Origin of the sequence: Burkholderia sp. WSM2232, assembly GCF_000472545.1 — a bacterium.
Lineage (GTDB): Bacteria > Pseudomonadota > Gammaproteobacteria > Burkholderiales > Burkholderiaceae > Paraburkholderia.
In genome coordinates, this window is record NZ_AWZV01000004.1 from 222,722 (window position 1) to 236,156 (window position 13,435).

The window sequence follows — 13,435 nt, forward strand, 5'->3', positions numbered from 1 at the left end:
CGCACCTATGAATCCGCTGGCGGAATTGCGCTACTTTTTCACCGCGCTCGGGTACTTCACGCGTGTGCCCGTGCCGCGCTGGGTCGGTTACGAACCGCACTATCTGAACGCGGCGGCGCGTTATTTTCCGCTTGTCGGCGTGCTGATCGGCGCCGTCAGTGCGCTTGTCTATCTGGCAGCGTTGCGCGTGTTTCCGGCGGGCGTTGCGGTGTTGCTGTCGATGGCCGCGTCGCTGCTGATTACCGGCGCGTTTCACGAAGACGGTCTCGCCGATTGCGTCGATGCGTTCGGTGGCGCCTATACGCGCGACGATGTGTTGCGCATCATGCATGACTCGCGCATCGGCGCGTTTGGCGCGATTGCACTCGTCATCGCGCTCGCGCTCAAGTGGCAGACGCTTGCTGCGTTGCCGCCGCTGCGTGCTGCCGGACTGATGATCGCCGCGCATGCTGCAAGCCGCGCCTGTGCAATCAGCTACCTCGCCTCGCTCGACTACGTGCGTGCCGAAGGCAAGGCGAAGCCGGTTGCGCAACGTCTGAGCGGACCGGCGCTGGCGTGGGCGGCGCTCTTCGGCTTGCCGTGGCTGTTATGGCCGGACGGCTTGCGCGGGTTCGCCTCGGCCGACTGGCGCTTTGCCGCTGTGACGCTGGTGATGCTTGCGATGCTGCGTTTTGCTATGGGCCGTTATTTCGTCAGACGCATAGGCGGCTACACCGGCGACTGCCTCGGCTTCGCCCAGCAGATTTTCGAACTGAGCATCTATCTGGCAGGGCTCGCATGGATATCGTCCTGATTCGCCATCCCGCGGTCGCGCTCGACGCGGGCGTGTGCTACGGCCACAGCGATGTGGCGCTCGCCGAGGCCGCGGACGTGTCGTCCGCCGCGCTCGCGCTACGGCTTGCGGGCTTGCAGGTGCCCGCGCCGCGCGTCGTGATGTCGAGTCCGTTGACGCGCTGCTCGGCACTCGCCGTCGAAATGGCGAACGATTTCGGCTGCGTGCTGAGCCACGACGACCGTCTGAAGGAAATGAATTTCGGCGACTGGGAAGAGCGTCGCTGGGACGCGATAGATCGCGAACTGCTCGACGACTGGGCGGCCAACTTCGAACACGCGCGAGCGCATGGCGGCGAGAGTGTCGCGCAGTTCGTCATGCGCGTGCGGGCGTGGTTCGATGCCTATACGCAGACTCGTGAGCTTTCACCTGCCTATGTGGTGACGCACGCGGGCGTGATGCGCGCGATCGCTTCACTCGCGCTCGGCGTGCCGCTCGAATGCTGCTTGCGATGGTCGCTTGAAACGGGCGGCATGGTCTGGTTGCGTCGCGGCGATGAGGGGCAGCCGTGGTCGCTTGTGAAATGGAACGCTTGAGGGTGAGCGTTGTGAGGCGCGCGGGAGTTAGCGGGCGCGAGGTCGCGCTGCGTGCTGTCACCGTTGCCGACTTTGCCGGGCGTGACTGACTGCCACTGCGCGTCTGTCCGCATCGCCCGAGTGGCGCGCAGCATTTCTCAGCATCACAGCCGTCAGACCAGGTGACTGGAGCGTCGCGGCGCATCTTTTCTCGCCGCTGCGCCTTCACGTCCCGCTCTACTTCCTGCGCGAGCGCGCAAGCTCCAGGTCCGCGCACATCTGCCTCGCGCCCTCTACGATGCGTGGCGCGGGCCGATTGATCAGATCGCCGTCGATCGCGAACAGGTTGTTGTTCTCCACCGCCAGTAGCCGCGGCCATGCGCGCCATGCGCCGAGTTGCGGCAACGGTGTGTCCGGTCTGGTCGCGCCGGGCGCAGCGGTGACGATCGCCTCCGGATTCACGGCGAGCACGGCTTCCGTCGAAACCGTGGGCACGAGCGGTTGCAGCGCTGCGAACACGTTCCGGCCGCCGCATAACTCGATGACGTCGCTGACCATATGCTCGCCGTTGAGCGTCATCAACGGTTGATCCCACACCTGATAGAACACGTTGACGGCCGGCCGTTTCGCGTACTGGGCGCGCAGTTGCGCAATCTCGCGACGATACGCGGCCGCCGCTGAATCCGCCGTGGACGACGTGCCCAGCAACTGGCCCAGCTTCGTCACGGAGACGGCCACATCGTCCAGACGATGCGGCTCGCTGAAGAACAACGGTATGTGCAGTTCGCGCAGTCGGTCGAGCTGACGTTGCGCATTGCCGTGCCGCCACACCACGATCAGATCGGGCTTGAGCGCAACGATGCGTTCGAGGTCGAGCGACTTGTTGTCGCCGACGCGCGGCAGTTGTTTTGCCTCAGGCGGATAGTCGCTGTATGACACGGCGCCCACCATCTTCGACGCGCCGCCTGCCGCGTACAGCAGCTCGGTGACGTGCGGCGCGAGACTGATCACGCGTTGAGCCGCAACGGGCAAGGTGACGATGGCGCCCGTGTCGTCGGTCACGCTGATGCTGGCACGCGCGGGCAACGCGGCGGCAACCAAGGCGGTGGCGAGGATCAAACGGGCGAGGCGCGCGAAGGGTGTCATCGATTCGAATGTCGAAATGTGCGTTGAACGCATGAACGGTGCGGCGAGGCGCAGGAGTGTTGCGTTGGCAACCAGATCAGCTTGATCGCGGCGCCTGGGCGCCGACTGTTGCCGTCGCGGTCGCCTTCGCCGCCACCGTCACCACCGCCATCGCCTCGCGCAAGCTGTCTTGCAGGCGCGTCCATTCCTCTTCGCTGCCAGGCAAGCCGAAGCGCACACTAGCCGACGACGCGAAAAGCCGTGTCCACACGCCGCGTGTGGCGAGAGCTTCATGCAAGGCCGCGGCGCGTGGGTCGTCGGTCCATGCAAAGAGCGGCGTGGCCCGAGTGCGGATGTCATGCGCTTGCAGCAGATCGACGAGACGTGTGCTGTCCGCGGCGAGTCGCGAGCGCATCTGCTGTTGCCAGCCGCGATCCGCGAACGCGGCCTTCACGGCATGACGCGCCGGGCCACTGACAGTCCAGGCGCCGAGCGCGCGGCGCAGCCGTTCGATCATGGCCGGCGATGCCAGCACGAAACCGGCGCGCACACCGGCGAGACCAAAGAACTTGCCCGGCGAGCGCAGCACGATCAGACCTTCGCGATTGGCGTGCGCTGCGAGCGAGGCGGAGGGCATCGTGTCGGCAAAAGCTTCGTCGACGAGCAGCGTGCCGCCGCGCGCACTCAGTTGCGCGTGCCAGGCGAGCAGCTTTTCAGCGCTCAGATGGTGAGCGGTCGGATTGTTCGGGTTCACGACAACTGCGTGCGTGAGCGCTGCAGGCAAGCTGTCGCAGGAAATGTCGAGCGGCACGACGCCATGACCCGCGCGCTCGAAAGCCGGTGCGTATTCGCTGTAAGTGAGCGGCGCGACGCCCGTCTGGCCTCGCGGCAACAAGGCCGGCAGTGCGCGGATCGCCGCCTGGCTTCCGGCGACGGGCAACACATGCGCGGCGTCGGGCGCGCCGTAATAGCGCGCGGCGCAGTCGGCCAGGCCGTCGCCTTCGTCGGGCAGGCGGCGCCATGCCGCGGCGGGCACGGGCGGCACCGGATAGCCGTGCGGATTGATCCCCGTCGACAGGTCCAGCCACTCATCGTACGGAATTCCATAGCGCTCGGCCGCTTCGTGCAGATTGCCGCCGTGCGTGATCGGCGCGCGAGGCGTCGCCAGAGTATCGGCTGACAGGGAGGCTTGCTCGCGCTGCGCATCGCGAGGAAGGCGTGAGTCGGCGATTCGTTCAGACATGCAGCGGCACGCTCAGCAAGGCCAGCACGATCAGCACCGCGAGCCACAGAATCATGGTGCGCTCGACCAGCATCAGCGCGGCTGTGATGTGAGCGGTCTTGGCGGGATGGCCGAAGCCGAGCGTGGGCCGGTGTTCGAGCGCGCCGTTATAAACCGCCGGGCCGCCGATCAGCACATTCAGGCTGCCCGCCCCCGCGGCCATGACCGGGCCGGCGTTCGGGCTGTCCCAGCGCGGCGCCTGCTCGCGCCAGCAGCGCCAGGCCGTGCGCGTGTCGCCGAGCAGCGCGTAACTCGCGGCGGTGAGGCGCGCGGGAATCCAGTTGAGCACGTCGTCGAGGCGCGCGGCCGCCCAGCCGAAGCGCAAATAACGCGGTGTGCGGTAGCCCCACATGGCATCGAGCGTATTGGCGAGGCGAAAGCCGAGTGCGCCGGGACCACCCGCGATCGCGAACCAGAAGAGCGCGCCGAAAATCGCGTCGTTGCCGTTTTCCAATGCCGATTCGACTGCGGCGCGCGACAGCGCTGCTTCGTCCGCATGCGTGGTTTCGCGCGAGACGATCCGCGCGGTCAGCAAGCGCGCCTGCGCGAGGTCGCGCTTTCCGAGCGCTTTGGCGATCGGCTCGATATGGTCGTGCAGGCTGCGCGCGCCGAGCGCGAACCACAGCAGCGCGACGTGCACGGCACAGGCCGCGAAAAACGGCAGGACGGCCACCAGCCACCAGGCGACCAGCACCGGCGGCAACACGGCCAGCGCCCACGCGAGCAGCCCCTTTAGCCGCAGGCGCCGGCCGCGGTTGTAGTGCGCTTCGAGACGCGCCGCCCACTTGCCGAAGCCCACCAGCGGATGCGCGCCGCGCGGCTCGCCCAGCCAACGGTCAACGGCCACGCCCGCGGTGGCGAGCGTCACGATGAGGGGAAGCGTCAGCATCACGCGGCGCCTGCGGTTTTGAGAGCGAGCGGCAGGCCCGCGACCATCATCGTGGCCTGGCTTGAGAGCGCCGCAATGCGCTGATTGAGCCGCCCGAGTTCGTCGACGTAAAGACGCGTGGCCGCGCCGAGCGGCACGACGCCGAGGCCGATCTCGTTGCTGACCGCGATGATCTTGCCGCGCGAGGTGGCGAGCGCCGTCTCGAGCGCCTCGATGCGCGCCTGATATTCAGCCGGCGGCAGCGGCTCGCCGTCGGCGGGGCACAGCAGATTGGCAAGCCACAAGGTCAGACAGTCGATCAGCGTGCAGTGTCCCGGCGCGTCCGCTTGCGCTACTGCGCCCGCGAGGTCGAGGTCCGCTTCCAGAAGGCGCCAGTGCGCGGGGCGCCGCGCGCGATGATGCGCGATGCGCGCGTTGAACTCGGCGTCGCCGGCAACGCGCGCCGTCGCAATGTAGGTGACGGGCAGCGCGCTTTGGCTGGCGAGCCGCTCGGCGTATACGCTCTTGCCCGAGCGCGCGCCGCCGAGAACGAAGGTGAGGTCGCGGGAAATCATCGCGTGATTGTACCGGCGTGCCGCGTGCAGAGCGGGCCGGCGCGATGGGATAATGCGGCCCACCATTCCTTTTCATCGTCGAGTCCAAGGTTTCCGTGAGCACCCAACCGATCCCGCCGCAGATTCCGCTCGACGCGCCAGCCGTGCCGCGCGGCACGCTGATGATCCAGGGCACCACGTCCGATGCCGGCAAAAGCACGCTCGTCGCCGGTTTATGCCGGCTCGCGCGGCGCGCCGGCGTGCGCGTCGCGCCGTTCAAGCCGCAGAACATGGCGCTCAACAGCGCGGTCACCGTGGACGGCGGCGAAATCGGGCGCGCGCAAGCCCTCCAGGCGGTGGCCGCCGGGATCGCCGCGCACACCGACCTGAACCCCGTGCTGCTCAAGCCGACAAGCGATCGCGGCGCGCAGGTGATCATTCACGGCAAGGCGCGCATGAATCTCGACGCCCGCGCCTATCACGACTACAAGCCGGTCGCCTTCGAGGCGGTGCTGCAATCGTATGCGCGGCTGCAAGCGGCGTACGACACGATTTTTGTGGAGGGCGCGGGCAGCCCGGCCGAGATCAACCTGCGCGAGCGCGATATCGCGAACATGGGGTTTGCCGAGGCGGTGGACTGTCCGGTGGTGCTGGTGGCGGACATCGACCGGGGCGGGGTGTTCGCGCATCTGACGGGCACGCTCGCCTGCCTGTCGGCAAGCGAGCAGGCGCGCGTGCGCGGCTTCGTCATCAACCGTTTTCGCGGCGATATCGGGTTGCTGAAACCGGGCCTCGACTGGCTCGAAGCGAAGACCGGCAAGCCGGTGCTCGGCGTGATTCCCTATCTGCACGGGCTCACGCTCGACGCCGAGGACATGCTGCCGCCCGAGCTGCGCGCGGCGCAGCGCGGCGACGCCGCGCGCACCCTGCGGGTGGTGGTGCCGGTGTTGCCGCACATCAGCAACCACACGGATTTCGACGCGCTGCGCGCCCATCCGCAAGTCGATTTCCACTACGTGCGCAGCGGCATGACGCCGCCGCCCGCCGATCTGATCATCCTGCCGGGCTCGAAGAATGTGCGGGGCGACCTCGCGTTCCTGCGTGCGAACGGCTGGGACGGGGTGCTGCAACGGCACCTGCGCTATGGCGGGCGGGTGATCGGCATCTGCGGCGGCATGCAGATGCTGGGCCGCGAGGTAGCCGACCCGCACGGCGTGGAAGGTGCGCCCGGTGCGTCGGCGGGGCTCGGCTGGCTCGACTACTCGACCGTGCTGACGCGCGAGAAGACGCTCGTGAACGTGACCGGCCGGCTCACGCTGCCCGGCTTGCCGGAAGTGGCCGGCTACGAGATTCATATGGGCGAGACGCGGGGGCCGGCGCTCGAATCGCCGGCCCTGCGTCTCGCGGAAGGAGGCGAGGCGGGCCGGATGAGTGAAGCGGGTACGAAGGGCTCCGTGGCACAGGCGGGCGAGGCAGGCCAAGGAGGCCAAGGAGGCCAAGGAGGCCAAGCAGGCCAAGCAGGCCAAGCAGGCCAAGCAGGCCAAGCAGGCCAAGCAGGCCAACCCGCCGCCGCACGCCCGGACGGCGCTATTTCGGCCGATGGGCAAATTCTCACGACTTACGTGCACGGTCTGTTCGACACGCCGGCCGCCTGCGCGGCGCTGCTGGCGTGGGCCGGACTGAGCGACGCCGAAGCGATCGACTACCCCGCGTTACGCGAAGCGTCGCTGGATCGGCTGGCCGACACGCTCGCGGAGCATCTAGACCTCGCCGCATTGGTGGCGGCGGTGAGCTGAGTGCGCGGCGGACCAGCCGTTGATTGGATTGCTGGAAGAACAGGGGAAAACGCAACCGGCAGGTTTTCGGCCGGTCGCCTGTTCCACTTTTCCAGCGCCTCAATACAACACGATTTGCGTGCAACGAAAGAGCGCAATGGTCTTGCCCGCTGGATCAGTGACGGTTGCGTCCCACACCTGCGTACTGCGGCCGAGGTGCACGGCTTTCGCGACGGCGCGAATCGTGCCCTCGGTCGCCGTGCCGACGAAGTTGCTTTTCAGCTCGACCGTCGTGAAATTGCGCGCCGTTTCCGGCAGATGAGCGAGGCACGCGTAGCCGCAGGCGGTGTCCGCGAGACCGATTACCGTGGCCGCGTGCAAGAAGCCGTTGGGGGCGAGCAGTTCTTCGCGCACGGTCAGTTCCGCGCTGAGCATGCCTTCGTCCAGCGACAGCACATGCACGCCCAGCAAGCCCGGCAGCTTGCCCTTCTGGCGTTCGTGCAGGCGTTCGACGGTGTATTCCGGGCGGAGCTTGCTCATTGATCTGCTTCCTCGAAAGATGGATTCGCTGACGGACGACGGCCGATTAGCCGTTCGGGGGCTTCGGCCTCGCTGGATTTGTCGATATTATCAACGGCTGGATCGGCGCGCGCGCATCGGCAGCCTGGCAAAGCGGCGCGCCGGCGCGACAACTGGGCAGCAAGCCCGAAGCAGAAAGCGGCAAACCGGCTGGCACCGCCCAGCCTTCTTTCCGGGAGTATTCATGACGGTAATCGTGGTGGCGAATCCGAAGGGCGGCGTGGGCAAGAGCACGCTGTCGACGAATCTGGCCGGCTATTTCGCCGCAAGCGGCGAGTGGGTGGCGCTCGCCGATCTTGACAAGCAGCAGTCGGCGCACGCGTGGCTGTCGTTGCGGCCCGAGACGTTGCCCGCCATCGAAACGTGGGATGTCAACCCCGAGACGCCCGTCAAACCGCCGAAGGGACTGGAGCACGCCATCATCGACACGCCCGCCGGATTGCACGGCAATCGCATGAACGTCGCGCTGGAACTGGCGGACAAGGTGATCGTGCCGCTGCAGCCGTCCATGTTCGACATCCTCGCCACCCAGGACTTCCTGGAGCGGCTGGCTAAGGAAAAGGCGGTCAGAAAAGGGGCAATCGAGATCGGCGTGGTCGGCATGCGAGTGGACGCACGCACGCGCTCGGCCGAGCAACTGCATCGTTTCGTGGAGGGGCTGAAGCTGCCCGTGCTCGGTTACTTGCGGGACACGCAGAACTACGTGCAGCTCGCAGCACATGGCCTGACGCTGTGGGACGTCGCGAAAAGCCGCGTGGAGAAGGACCTGGAGCAGTGGGAGCCGATCATCCAGTGGACGAACGGCGCCGTGAAGAAAGGCTGAGCGGGCGGCGAGCGACGCCTGGGGCTGCCATGCGGGCGGCAGTTCGGGAGGGAGCCGGCCGAATACTGGCCCTTGGGACCGGCCGCCGAGGGACCGGCCGAACACAGGCTTCAGGTACTGGCCGAATACCGGCCTAATTCGGGCTAATATGGGCCGAATACCGACCTGATACGGGCCTAATACCGGCCGACTCCCATGCGACTCCCGGCCTGGGTCGGCTCAGGTCCAGTTCTGGGTGGGCACGTGGTCGCGGCTGCCCTTGATCTTGTTGTTTTCGTCGACAAAAACCAGATCCGGCTTCCAGCCCGCCTTGAGTTCCGCCTCTTCGACCATCGCGAAAGCCGCAATGATCACCAGATCGCCGAGTTGCGCGCGCCGGGCCGCGGAGCCGTTCAGCGAAATCATGCCGCTGCCGCGCTCGCCCTTGATCGCGTAAGTCGAGAACCGCTCGCCGTTGTTGATGTTCCAGATGTCGATGCGTTCGTTTTCGACAATGTTCGCCGCTTCCAGCAGGTCTTCGTCGATCGCGCAGGAGCCTTCGTAGTGCAGCTCGCAATGCGTGACCGCGACGCGGTGGATCTTCGACTTGAGCATGTTGCGTTGCATGGCTGGCCAATCCTTTGATTCGTGGCGATTCCCGGATGCCGTGCGGATCGCCTCAAGCAAGTTCAGATTTCGAGGTTGTCGATAAGACGGGTTGCGCCAAGCTTGGCCGCTGCCAGCACGACGAGTTCGGCGTTCGCGTCCTGCGGACCGGGCGGCAGCAGATTCGAGCGCTTGCGCACCGCAACGTAGTCGGGTTGCCAGCCGCGCGTGCTGAGCGATGCCATTGCCGCGCGCTCCAGCGCCGCAAAGTCGCGCTCGCCCGCGAGCACCGCGTCGCGCACGCGATTCAGTTCGGCCGCCAGCATCGGCGCTTCGGCGCGCTCAGCCGGCTCCAGGTAGCGGTTGCGCGAGCTGAGCGCGAGGCCGTCGGTATCGCGCACGGTTTCCGCGGCCACGATGTCGGTAGGCAGCGCGAACTGGTGGCACATGCGGCGCACGATCATCAACTGCTGGTAGTCCTTCTTGCCGAACACCGCGACGCGCGGCTGCACGCACGACATCAGCTTCATCACGACGGTGCACACGCCCTGGAAGAAGCCCGGCCGGAATTCGCCCTCCAGAATGTCGCCCAGGTCGTGCGGCGGATGCACGCGATACTCCTGCGGCTCCGGGTACAGATCACGCTCGGTCGGCGCGAACAGCACGTAGACGTTCTCTTTCTGCAGCTTCTCGATATCGGCTTCGAGCGTGCGCGGGTATTTGTCGAAATCCTCGTTGGGCCCGAACTGCAGACGATTGACGAAGATACTCGCCACCACGGGATCGCCGTGCTGGCGCGCGAGGCGCATCAGCGACAGATGGCCCTCGTGCAGGTTGCCCATCGTCGGCACGAAGGCGGTGCGATTCTGGCCGCGCAACTGGTCGCGCAATTCATGGATCGAGCTGATGACTTTCATGATCGGACGGGGATTCCTCGCGCGGCGCGAGACTGGGTTGACGCAACGGCTCTGGCCGGTAGCGCGGCCCGCGGCCTCACTGGTAATGACAGGTTCGAAGCGCGGGATTGTAGTGGATTTGGCGGCCGGTTGCACCGAAATGAGGCCTGAGCTGCGCCTCGAAAGCGGGCGCGCCGGCATTGCGGCGGGACCGCCGAAGCCGGCGGCCATTGGCCCAGTTCGAGCTTCGGAACTTCAGGCCGGCAAGTAGGCGAGGCGCACATAAATCGGTGCGAACGGCTCGGCCTGAGTGATTTCTACGAGCGATTCCCGGCACAACTCCAGCACGGCGATGAAATTCACCACCACGACGGGCACGCCCTTGCTGGTATCGAAGAGCTCGGAAAATTCCATGAAACGGGCGTTCTGCAACTGCCGCAGGATCGTGCTCATGTGCTCGCGCACCGACAGTTCCTCGCGCGAAATCTTGTGATGCTGCACCAGCTTCGCGCGCTTGATCACGTCGGCCCACGCGGCGCGCAGGTCTTCGCTGTTCACGTCCGGAAAGCGCGGCGTGATGCTTTGCTCGATATAGACTTCGGCGCGCAGGAAGTCGCGCCCGAGTTGCGGCAACTGGTCGATGCGCTGCGCGGCCAGCTTCATCTGCTCGTACTCGAGCAGGCGCCGCACGAGTTCGGCGCGCGGGTCTTCGGCTTCCTCGCCGCTGTCGACCTTCTTGACGGGCAGCAGCATGCGCGACTTGATCTCGATCAGCATGGCCGCCATCAGCAGATATTCGGAGGCGAGTTCGAGATTGGTCTGGCGCAACTGGTCAACGTAGCCCAGGTACTGCACGGTGACGTCCGCCATCGGGATGTCGAGCACGTTGAAGTTCTGCTTGCGGATCAGGTAGAGCAACAGATCCAGCGGTCCCTCGAACGTTTCGAGAAATACCTCGAGCGCGTCCGGCGGAATGTACAGGTCGGTGGGCAGCTTGAAGAGCGGCTCGCCGTACAGGCGCGCGAACGCAATGCCGTCGACGGTGTCCGGCGTCGAATCGGTAGCGGGCGTGGCAAGCGCGGCGTCGGGCGACGCCGGCGGTGCGCCGTGAGCCTCGTCGGCGTGACTCATTGGTGGCGGCGCGGCGCTCAGAAGTTCTGGTAGTACTGGTAAGGCGTCTGTTCGACGCGCGAAGCCTTCTGTTCGGCGCGCTCTTCCAGGTCGATCGGCTGCTTGTCCCACAGAAGCGCCCGGCCGCGGCGTTGCTCGGCTTCCAGGTTGGGCTTTTGCTGCTTGAGCTGGTTCAGGAACTGGGTGATGTCCGATTGATACATGGCTCGACGTCCGTAGTTGGGGAAATGGCGGCTTCGCTGCTCTGCGCGCGTGCCGCTACTCGATTTCGCAATTTTAGCTCATGCGCCGCGCGCGGTCGAAAAACTGCGGCGGGCGGGCCGCGCGGGAGTGTCTATCTTCCGCATCGCTGCCCGGGGCTGGAACCCGCGCGCCGCACGGCGCGTCAAAGGCGGGCGCGTGCGTCCCGCATCAGGCGCGCGGTGTGGGGCTGAGCGTCTTTCTGGACGTGCGTGCGAGTGCGCATTCGACGGCGCGTTCGACGGTGCATTCGCGGATGCGTTTTGAGATAGCGCGGCTGCGCCGATGTGGTCAAATAGCGAGCTTCGGCGGCACTGCGCGCCCGAACGACAAATTCAATCAACCATGGCCGGAGGTCCTGCTTGGCGGGGTGTGTGATCGAAAAGCCGCACGAGCGGCGCGGCGGAGCCGGCGCGCGGGGCGCAGCGCCGCAGCGGGCCGCAGTCAACGCCGCAGGGCGGCGGCATTGGCTGCGCTGGCTGCACGTGGCGTTCGCCGTCGGCATGCTGCTGACCCTCGCGGGCGGTCCGGCTTATGCGGCGCGCGCGGCGGCGAGCTACAAGGTCGACGTGCAAGCCTCGCCGCGTTCGCTGCGCAAGCTGCTCGACGAGCATCTCGACATTGCGCGCTTCGCGAAACGTCCCGACATCAGCGACGACCAGTTCGAATTTCTGATCACGGCCACACCCCAGCAGGTGCGCGACCTGGCGGCCACGCAAGGCTACTTCACGCCGGTGGTCCGTACCGACGTGCGTTCCGTGGACAAGACGAAACACGTCACGGTAAGCGTGGATCCGGGGCCGCAAACCATTGTCAGCTCGATCTCGCTGTCGTTTCGCGGCCCGGTGCTGACCGAGGATCCGGCGCAGGAAAACGCGGCGCGCTTCGCCTTCACGCTGCACGAAGGCGATCCGTTCTCCCAGGGCGGGTGGGACGACGCGAAAAACGCGTCGCTGAAGGCGCTCCAGGCGCGCCGCTATCTCGGCGCGAAGATCTACCACTCGGAGGCGCGCGTCGATCCGCGCACGCACGAGGCGAAGCTCTCGGTCGCGTTCGAAAGCGGGCCGACTTTCACGATGGGCAAGCTAGACGTGTCGGGCACGCGGCGCTACCCGGAGCAGATCGTCGATAACGTCAATCCGATTTCGGTGGGCGACATTTACGACGTGCAGCGCATCACCGAATTGCAGCGGCAGTTGCAGAACACGCCTTACTACGCGAGCGTCGCGATCGACGTGGACAGCGACCCGGCAAAGCCGGTCGAAACGCCGCTGCACGTTAAGGTGTCGGAGTATCCGTACAACAGCATTCGCGGTGGCGTCGGCTATTCGACCGACAACGGTGCGCTCGTGCAGGGCGCGTATTCGTATCTGAACACGTTCGGCAAGGCGTGGCCGTTCACTATCGACGGACGTCTGGATCAGGTCCAGCAATATGGCCAGGTGCAGCTCGCGATGCCGCCGGGGCCGCGCGCGTGGACCAACAGCGTGCTTGCTTCCTACACCACCACCGACGTTTCCGACACGCGCATCTACAGCATTCGCGGCGGCGTGCAGCGCACGCGTACGTCGCAATTCATCGACTACACCTACGCGATCCTGTTCTACCAGGACCGGCTCGACCAGAACGTCGGCGCGCCCACCACCAGCCGCGCGCTCGTGCCTTCATGGTCGTGGACCCGCCGCAATACCGACGACCCGCTGTTCCCGCGCAAAGGCAACCTGATTCACGTGGAGGCCGGTTTTGCGGTGAAAGGCGCGCTGACCGACCAGACGTTCATTCGCGGCTACGCGCGCGGCCAACAGTATCTGCCCATCGGCAAGCAGGACCTCGTGGTGTTTCGCGCGGAGCTGGGCGGCGTGTTCACGAGCGGCAGTTCGAGCGGCATTCCGGCTTCGCTGCTGTTTCGCGCAGGCGGCTCGAACTCGGTGCGCGGCTATGGTTACCAGAGCATCGGTAACAACGTTCAAGGCTCCGTGCTGCCGACCAAATACCTTGTCACGGCGTCGGCGGAATACCAGCACTGGTTCACGCACGACTGGGGCGGGGCGGCGTTTTTCGACGTCGGCACCGCCACCGACACCTGGGGCGAGCGCGTGTTCTATCCGGGCGTAGGGATCGGCGCGCGCTGGCGCAGCCCGGTCGGGCCGGTCAACGTCGACCTCGCGTACGGCATTCGCAACCGCAGCGTGCGGCCCTATCTGACGCTCGGGATCGCCTTCTGATGGAA

14 protein-coding genes are annotated in these 13,435 nt (G+C 66.3%); 5 read left to right on the top strand and 9 right to left on the bottom strand.

Annotation, left to right across the window (positions count from 1 at the left end):
• Positions 1-7 precede the first annotated feature (7 nt).
• Complete coding sequence (locus F757_RS0103305; protein WP_027210158.1) at positions 8-793, top strand: adenosylcobinamide-GDP ribazoletransferase; 786 nt, start codon at positions 8-10, stop codon at positions 791-793.
• Positions 778-1,368: an alpha-ribazole phosphatase gene (cobC, locus tag F757_RS0103310; protein WP_027210159.1), complete on the top strand. Its 591-nt coding sequence runs from the start codon at positions 778-780 to the stop codon at positions 1,366-1,368. Before F757_RS0103305 ends, cobC begins: the two co-directional genes overlap by 16 nt.
• A 216-nt stretch (positions 1,369-1,584) precedes the next feature.
• Here the strand turns inward: cobC and F757_RS0103315 are convergent, their stop codons facing one another.
• The 4 genes from F757_RS0103315 to cobU all read right to left on the bottom strand — a co-directional run bounded on the left by F757_RS0103315 (position 1,585) and on the right by cobU (position 5,197).
• On the bottom strand, positions 1,585-2,493 hold the full coding sequence (locus tag F757_RS0103315) for a cobalamin-binding protein (protein WP_027210160.1): 909 nt from the start codon (positions 2,491-2,493) through the stop codon (positions 1,585-1,587).
• A gap of 76 nt (positions 2,494-2,569) precedes the next feature.
• Complete coding sequence (gene cobD, locus F757_RS0103320; RefSeq protein WP_027210161.1) at positions 2,570-3,715, bottom strand: threonine-phosphate decarboxylase CobD; 1,146 nt, start codon at positions 3,713-3,715, stop codon at positions 2,570-2,572.
• On the bottom strand, positions 3,708-4,643 hold the full coding sequence (gene cbiB, locus F757_RS0103325; RefSeq protein ID WP_027210162.1) for an adenosylcobinamide-phosphate synthase CbiB: 936 nt from the start codon (positions 4,641-4,643) through the stop codon (positions 3,708-3,710). The genes cobD and cbiB overlap by 8 nt, the downstream gene beginning before the upstream one ends.
• Positions 4,643-5,197, bottom strand: a complete 555-nt coding sequence (cobU, locus tag F757_RS0103330; RefSeq protein WP_027210163.1) for a bifunctional adenosylcobinamide kinase/adenosylcobinamide-phosphate guanylyltransferase — start codon at positions 5,195-5,197, stop codon at positions 4,643-4,645. The genes cbiB and cobU overlap by 1 nt, the downstream gene beginning before the upstream one ends.
• Before the next feature lie 161 nt (positions 5,198-5,358).
• On the opposite strand from cobU, the gene F757_RS0103335 reads away from it, so the two are divergent.
• Positions 5,359-6,972 (top strand): cobyric acid synthase, encoded by a 1,614-nt coding sequence (locus F757_RS0103335; RefSeq protein ID WP_156923512.1) that lies wholly within the window; start codon positions 5,359-5,361, stop codon positions 6,970-6,972.
• Between the two features lie 99 nt (positions 6,973-7,071).
• On the opposite strand, the gene F757_RS0103340 is transcribed toward F757_RS0103335, so the two are convergent.
• Positions 7,072-7,491 carry a PaaI family thioesterase gene (locus tag F757_RS0103340; protein WP_013338478.1) on the bottom strand — a complete coding sequence of 140 codons (420 nt, stop codon included), beginning with the start codon at positions 7,489-7,491 and terminating at the stop codon, positions 7,072-7,074.
• 223 nt (positions 7,492-7,714) lie between these two features.
• On the opposite strand from F757_RS0103340, the gene F757_RS0103345 reads away from it, so the two are divergent.
• Positions 7,715-8,353, top strand: coding sequence for a ParA family protein (locus tag F757_RS0103345; RefSeq protein ID WP_027210165.1), 639 nt, complete (start codon positions 7,715-7,717; stop codon positions 8,351-8,353).
• 219 nt (positions 8,354-8,572) lie between these two features.
• Here the strand turns inward: F757_RS0103345 and panD are convergent, their stop codons facing one another.
• From panD to F757_RS0103370, 4 genes are all read right to left on the bottom strand, one after another.
• Entirely contained in the window at positions 8,573-8,959 is a 387-nt protein-coding gene (panD, locus tag F757_RS0103350) for an aspartate 1-decarboxylase (protein WP_013338480.1), read from the bottom strand.
• Positions 8,960-9,021: 62 nt separating this feature from the next.
• Positions 9,022-9,855, bottom strand: coding sequence for a pantoate--beta-alanine ligase (panC, locus tag F757_RS0103355; protein WP_027210166.1), 834 nt, complete (start codon positions 9,853-9,855; stop codon positions 9,022-9,024).
• A 234-nt stretch (positions 9,856-10,089) separates the two neighbouring features.
• Positions 10,090-10,965, bottom strand: a complete 876-nt coding sequence (locus F757_RS0103365; RefSeq protein ID WP_013338482.1) for a segregation and condensation protein A — start codon at positions 10,963-10,965, stop codon at positions 10,090-10,092.
• A gap of 17 nt (positions 10,966-10,982) precedes the next feature.
• A complete protein-coding gene (locus F757_RS0103370; RefSeq protein WP_013338483.1) occupies positions 10,983-11,168 on the bottom strand; it encodes a DUF3460 family protein in 186 nt (61 codons plus the stop codon).
• Positions 11,169-11,567: 399 nt separating this feature from the next.
• Here F757_RS0103370 and F757_RS0103375 point away from each other — a divergent pair, with 399 nt between their 5' ends.
• Positions 11,568-13,430 carry an autotransporter assembly complex protein TamA gene (locus F757_RS0103375; protein WP_027210168.1) on the top strand — a complete coding sequence of 621 codons (1,863 nt, stop codon included), beginning with the start codon at positions 11,568-11,570 and terminating at the stop codon, positions 13,428-13,430.
• Positions 13,431-13,435 lie beyond the last annotated feature (5 nt).

Coding starts and splice junctions, on each gene's coding strand:
- F757_RS0103305 (WP_027210158.1), top strand. CDS start 8: ATGAATCCGCTGGCGGAATTGCGCTACTTTTTCACCGCGCTCGGGTAC.
- cobC (WP_027210159.1), top strand. CDS start 778: ATGGATATCGTCCTGATTCGCCATCCCGCGGTCGCGCTCGACGCGGGC.
- F757_RS0103315 (WP_027210160.1), bottom strand. CDS start 2,493: ATGACACCCTTCGCGCGCCTCGCCCGTTTGATCCTCGCCACCGCCTTG.
- cobD (WP_027210161.1), bottom strand. CDS start 3,715: ATGTCTGAACGAATCGCCGACTCACGCCTTCCTCGCGATGCGCAGCGC.
- cbiB (WP_027210162.1), bottom strand. CDS start 4,643: ATGCTGACGCTTCCCCTCATCGTGACGCTCGCCACCGCGGGCGTGGCC.
- cobU (WP_027210163.1), bottom strand. CDS start 5,197: ATGATTTCCCGCGACCTCACCTTCGTTCTCGGCGGCGCGCGCTCGGGC.
- F757_RS0103335 (WP_156923512.1), top strand. CDS start 5,359: ATGATCCAGGGCACCACGTCCGATGCCGGCAAAAGCACGCTCGTCGCC.
- F757_RS0103340 (WP_013338478.1), bottom strand. CDS start 7,491: ATGAGCAAGCTCCGCCCGGAATACACCGTCGAACGCCTGCACGAACGC.
- F757_RS0103345 (WP_027210165.1), top strand. CDS start 7,715: ATGACGGTAATCGTGGTGGCGAATCCGAAGGGCGGCGTGGGCAAGAGC.
- panD (WP_013338480.1), bottom strand. CDS start 8,959: ATGCAACGCAACATGCTCAAGTCGAAGATCCACCGCGTCGCGGTCACG.
- panC (WP_027210166.1), bottom strand. CDS start 9,855: ATGAAAGTCATCAGCTCGATCCATGAATTGCGCGACCAGTTGCGCGGC.
- F757_RS0103365 (WP_013338482.1), bottom strand. CDS start 10,965: ATGAGTCACGCCGACGAGGCTCACGGCGCACCGCCGGCGTCGCCCGAC.
- F757_RS0103370 (WP_013338483.1), bottom strand. CDS start 11,168: ATGTATCAATCGGACATCACCCAGTTCCTGAACCAGCTCAAGCAGCAA.